Origin of the sequence: Thiohalorhabdus sp., assembly GCF_036628635.1 — a bacterium.
GTDB lineage: Bacteria > Pseudomonadota > Gammaproteobacteria > Thiohalorhabdales > Thiohalorhabdaceae > Thiohalorhabdus.
The window spans coordinates 1-3,166 of the sequence record NZ_JAZKRM010000110.1 but is presented as its reverse complement, the minus strand read 5'-3'; the positions used below and the strand labels follow the sequence as shown (position 1 = coordinate 3,166).

Sequence of the window (3,166 nt, the reverse complement as noted above, 5' to 3'; positions counted from 1 at the left end):
GCCCGCGACAGCGCCCCCATGTGGCTGTCCACCAGGCGGCCCTCGGCGTTGTAGAACAGGGTGGTGGGCAGGCCGTCGGACCCCACCTGGGTCGCCACGGTCCGGCTGCGGTCGGCGAGGACGTTGGCCAGATCCAGCCCTTCGCTTTCCAGGTAGGCGCGGATGGTCGCCGGGTCCTCGCCCTGGTTGACGAACACGAAGGTGATGCCCTCATGGCGCTGCTGGGCCGCTTCCAGCACGGGCATCTCGCGGCGGCACGGCGGGCACCAGGAGGCCCACAGGTTCACCACCAGGGGCCGGCCCCGGTAGTCGGCGAGCTGGGCCGGGGCGCCTTCCAGGGTGGCCAGGCGGGCCTGCGGCAGGTCCCGGCCGGTGCCCGCCATGAGGGCGATGCTGCCGGCGGTGACGCCCCAGACCAGGGCGCCCACGGCCACGCCGGTGGCCAGGGGGCGGCGCCGGGCGGGGGCGCGCCGGAGCCACCAGGCCAGGTAGGCGGCCGCCGCCAGCACCCCGGCCAGGGGCAGAAAGCCGCCGTCGCGGATGTCCAGCGCCCCCAGCCAGTCGCCCCGGTACTGGGCGTGATAGGCGGCGACGAAGGCTACGCGCGCGGCCACCCCGCCGATCAGCACGGCGTTGATGATCAGGTGGCCGGCGCGCTGGTCCCGGTCGCGCGCGGTCAACGCCGCCGCGAGCAGGGCCGCGGCGACGGCCAGGCCCAGCAGGACCTGCCCCACCGAGAACGCCAGGGGACCAATCCCGATCGAAACCATCGGTCTACCTCTTATCAGGCCGTTGAAAAACTGCTGCGGAGGCCATCTGCTGCGTTGCGCACGGCTCGCTCCCTCACCTATCTAGTTGATATGCCTCGGTCACTGCGCGGTCGCCGCTAAAGCGCCGCCGCCAGTTCGGTTAGATCGGCGAAACGGAGTGGCGGTGTGCGCCTTGCATCTGGCCTTCCTCGCGACGTTTTTCAACGCCCTGATTGTTAGCGAATGTGTGGGCCGGCTGGAGCCGGCCCTAGGATCGCAATCAGCGTCATAAAACCTGGGACGCGGGACTCGCCTGAGCTGGCCAGAAATGGCCATTGCCTGGCGCACCCGACCTCATATAAATTGTCTTATATGTGCAAGGAGGGTGCTGCCATGGGCCAGATAACCATCTACCTGGACGACGATACCGAACGCCGGCTCCGCTCGGCGGCCGAGGGCGAGGGGGTGCCGGTAAGCCGCTGGATCGGCCGGCTGATCAAGGCGGAGATGCGCACCGAGTGGCCGCCGTCCGTGCGCCGGCTGGCCGGCGCGTGGCCGGATCTCCCCGAGGCCGAGGAGCTCCGCGAAGGGCCGGGCGAAGATATTCCGCGGGAGCCGCTCTAGGTGTTCGCCCTCGACACCAACATCCTGATCTACTTCTTCAAGGGCGAGGGCCGAGTTGCTGAACGACTGCTGGCCCAGCCGCCCACTCGCATCGCCATCCCGACCTTGGTGGTTTACGAGCTGGAAGTGGGTATCGCCAAGTCCACCTCCCCGGAGCGCCGAGTCGAGCAGCTTGGGGAGCTGGTCGACACCGTGACCCTCCTCCCCTTCCACCGGGAGGCGGCTTCTGAAGCCGCCGCCATCCGGGCCGAGCTGGAAGCCATCGGCCGGCCCATCGGGCCGCTCGACACCCTCATCGCGGGAACCGCCGCAGCCCATGACGCCACGCTGGTTACCCGGAACACCGCCGAATTCGCCCGCATCGACCGCCTATCCGTAGAGGACTGGTACGGCTAATGAGCGAGCGTAAAACGCCCCCCGAATTCGAGTCGGAGGCCGAAGAGCGGGCGTTCTGGGAGAGCCAGGATTCCACGGACTACGTGGATTGGGAGCGGGCCCAGCCCGCCGCCTTCCCCAATCTGAAGCCCTCCACCAAGACCATCTCCCTCCGGCTTCCGGAAGGGCTCCTGGAGCGGATCAAAATCGAGGCCCACAGGCGGGATATGCCCTATCAATCCCTGATCAAGGCCTGGCTGGCGGAAGACGTGGAGCGAAGCCGGGACTGATCGGTCCCGTCCCGGCTCCCCGCCTTCATTCCCTACAGGCGTGCCACCCCGCCACCCATCGATCGATCACCCGGATCACGATCAGCGTCAGGATGGCGGTGATCACCAAACCCCGACCATGGGCCCGGCGATGCGCTTCATGGCCTGCCAGCCGGTGCCTTGGTTGATCATGAGGAAGGAAGTGGCAGAGGGCCTGAGGCCACTTTCAGCCCTCGTAAGCCTCCCGCCGGTGGGCTACCTTCAGGACGAGCACCACGGCCACTTCGTCCTGGAGATCGGTGACGATGCGGTAGTCCGCAACGCGGAAGCGCCACAGGCCCTAACAGGCCGTTGAAAAACTGCTGCGGAGGCCATCTGCGGCGTTGCGCACTGCTCGCTCCCTCACCTATCTGCTTGATATGCCTCGGTCGCTGCGCGGTGTGCGCCTTGCATCTGGCCTTCCTCGCGACGTTTTTCAACGGCCTTCTAATGCTGGCCTTTCAATGCCTTGCCTTCGGCTCGGGGGTCCTGGGCGCCCTGTATGCGCTCCTCCAGGAACCGAAATATGCGGCGCTGCTGGGGTGGATCCAGCTTGCGGAGGGTCTTCTCGGCGGTCGCGGTGAGCCTATAGGTCCAGGCCAAGCCGCCGCTTCACTTCCTCGGGGGAACGGACCGCTTCTTCCCCGGCTCGAACCCGCTCCAGGACGGCCTCGGCGTCCCGGATGTCCTCCAGGTCCTCGAGATAGGCCAGCACGGCCTGATTCAGCAACTCCCCCGGATCCTTTCCGGTTTCCTTGGCCAGCCGCATCAGTTCGGCTTCCAGACGGTCATCTAGGCGAGGGTGGAAGGACATGGTGGCGCTCCTCTGTGCCCTTTCTTGGATACCACGGCATAACCCCGGTTCCAAGGCTCGGCAATCACAAAACTACCCAACCGCCTCCCTCAGGGAGGGTGCTTGTGGGAGGGGCTACCAGTCCCGACTGGGATCGCAAGCCTTTCCTGTCGCGGCCAATGGCCGCTCCTACAGGAATCGAGACTGAATTCCGGCAACTTTTCGGACCGAACCGGATAGCCAATATCAGACAAGCGCCGTTGCCCGCCTTAGCTATTACGCAGTCGCCACGCCACCACCCACCGATAAACCACCGG

General features: G+C 66.6%; 7 protein-coding genes. 4 read left to right on the top strand and 3 right to left on the bottom strand.

Features of this window, described 5'->3' with window-relative positions; translation table 11 throughout:
- On the bottom strand, positions 1–770 hold a 770-nt coding region (locus tag V5A19_RS14145), incomplete at its 3' end, for a TlpA family protein disulfide reductase (protein WP_332319912.1).
- Between the two features lie 372 nt (positions 771–1,142).
- On the opposite strand from V5A19_RS14145, the gene V5A19_RS14140 reads away from it, so the two are divergent.
- The 4 genes from V5A19_RS14140 (at position 1,143) to V5A19_RS14125 (ending at position 2,372) form a co-directional block, all read left to right on the top strand.
- Positions 1,143–1,373 (top strand): hypothetical protein, encoded by a 231-nt coding sequence (locus V5A19_RS14140; protein ID WP_332319911.1) that lies wholly within the window; start codon positions 1,143–1,145, stop codon positions 1,371–1,373.
- A complete protein-coding gene (locus V5A19_RS14135) occupies positions 1,374–1,769 on the top strand; it encodes a type II toxin-antitoxin system VapC family toxin (protein ID WP_332319910.1) in 396 nt (131 codons plus the stop codon).
- Positions 1,769–2,038, top strand: coding sequence for a BrnA antitoxin family protein (locus V5A19_RS14130; protein WP_332319909.1), 270 nt, complete (start codon positions 1,769–1,771; stop codon positions 2,036–2,038). The genes V5A19_RS14135 and V5A19_RS14130 overlap by 1 nt, the downstream gene beginning before the upstream one ends.
- A gap of 169 nt (positions 2,039–2,207) precedes the next feature.
- Positions 2,208–2,372: a hypothetical protein gene (locus V5A19_RS14125; protein ID WP_332319908.1), complete on the top strand. Its 165-nt coding sequence runs from the start codon at positions 2,208–2,210 to the stop codon at positions 2,370–2,372.
- A gap of 131 nt (positions 2,373–2,503) precedes the next feature.
- Here the strand turns inward: V5A19_RS14125 and V5A19_RS14120 are convergent, their stop codons facing one another.
- Positions 2,504–2,659: a type II toxin-antitoxin system RelE family toxin gene (locus V5A19_RS14120; protein WP_332319907.1), complete on the bottom strand. Its 156-nt coding sequence runs from the start codon at positions 2,657–2,659 to the stop codon at positions 2,504–2,506.
- A complete protein-coding gene (gene relB, locus V5A19_RS14115; protein ID WP_332319906.1) occupies positions 2,643–2,870 on the bottom strand; it encodes a type II toxin-antitoxin system RelB family antitoxin in 228 nt (75 codons plus the stop codon). Before relB ends, V5A19_RS14120 begins: the two co-directional genes overlap by 17 nt.
- Between the last annotated feature and the right edge of the window lie 296 nt (positions 2,871–3,166).

Excerpts from the sequence above, each read along its gene's own strand:
- V5A19_RS14130 (WP_332319909.1), top strand. The coding sequence starts at position 1,769 with ATGAGCGAGCGTAAAACGCCCCCCGAATTCGAGTCGGAGGCCGAAGAG.
- relB (WP_332319906.1), bottom strand. The coding sequence starts at position 2,870 with ATGTCCTTCCACCCTCGCCTAGATGACCGTCTGGAAGCCGAACTGATG.
- V5A19_RS14125 (WP_332319908.1), top strand. The coding sequence starts at position 2,208 with ATGAGGAAGGAAGTGGCAGAGGGCCTGAGGCCACTTTCAGCCCTCGTA.
- V5A19_RS14140 (WP_332319911.1), top strand. The coding sequence starts at position 1,143 with ATGGGCCAGATAACCATCTACCTGGACGACGATACCGAACGCCGGCTC.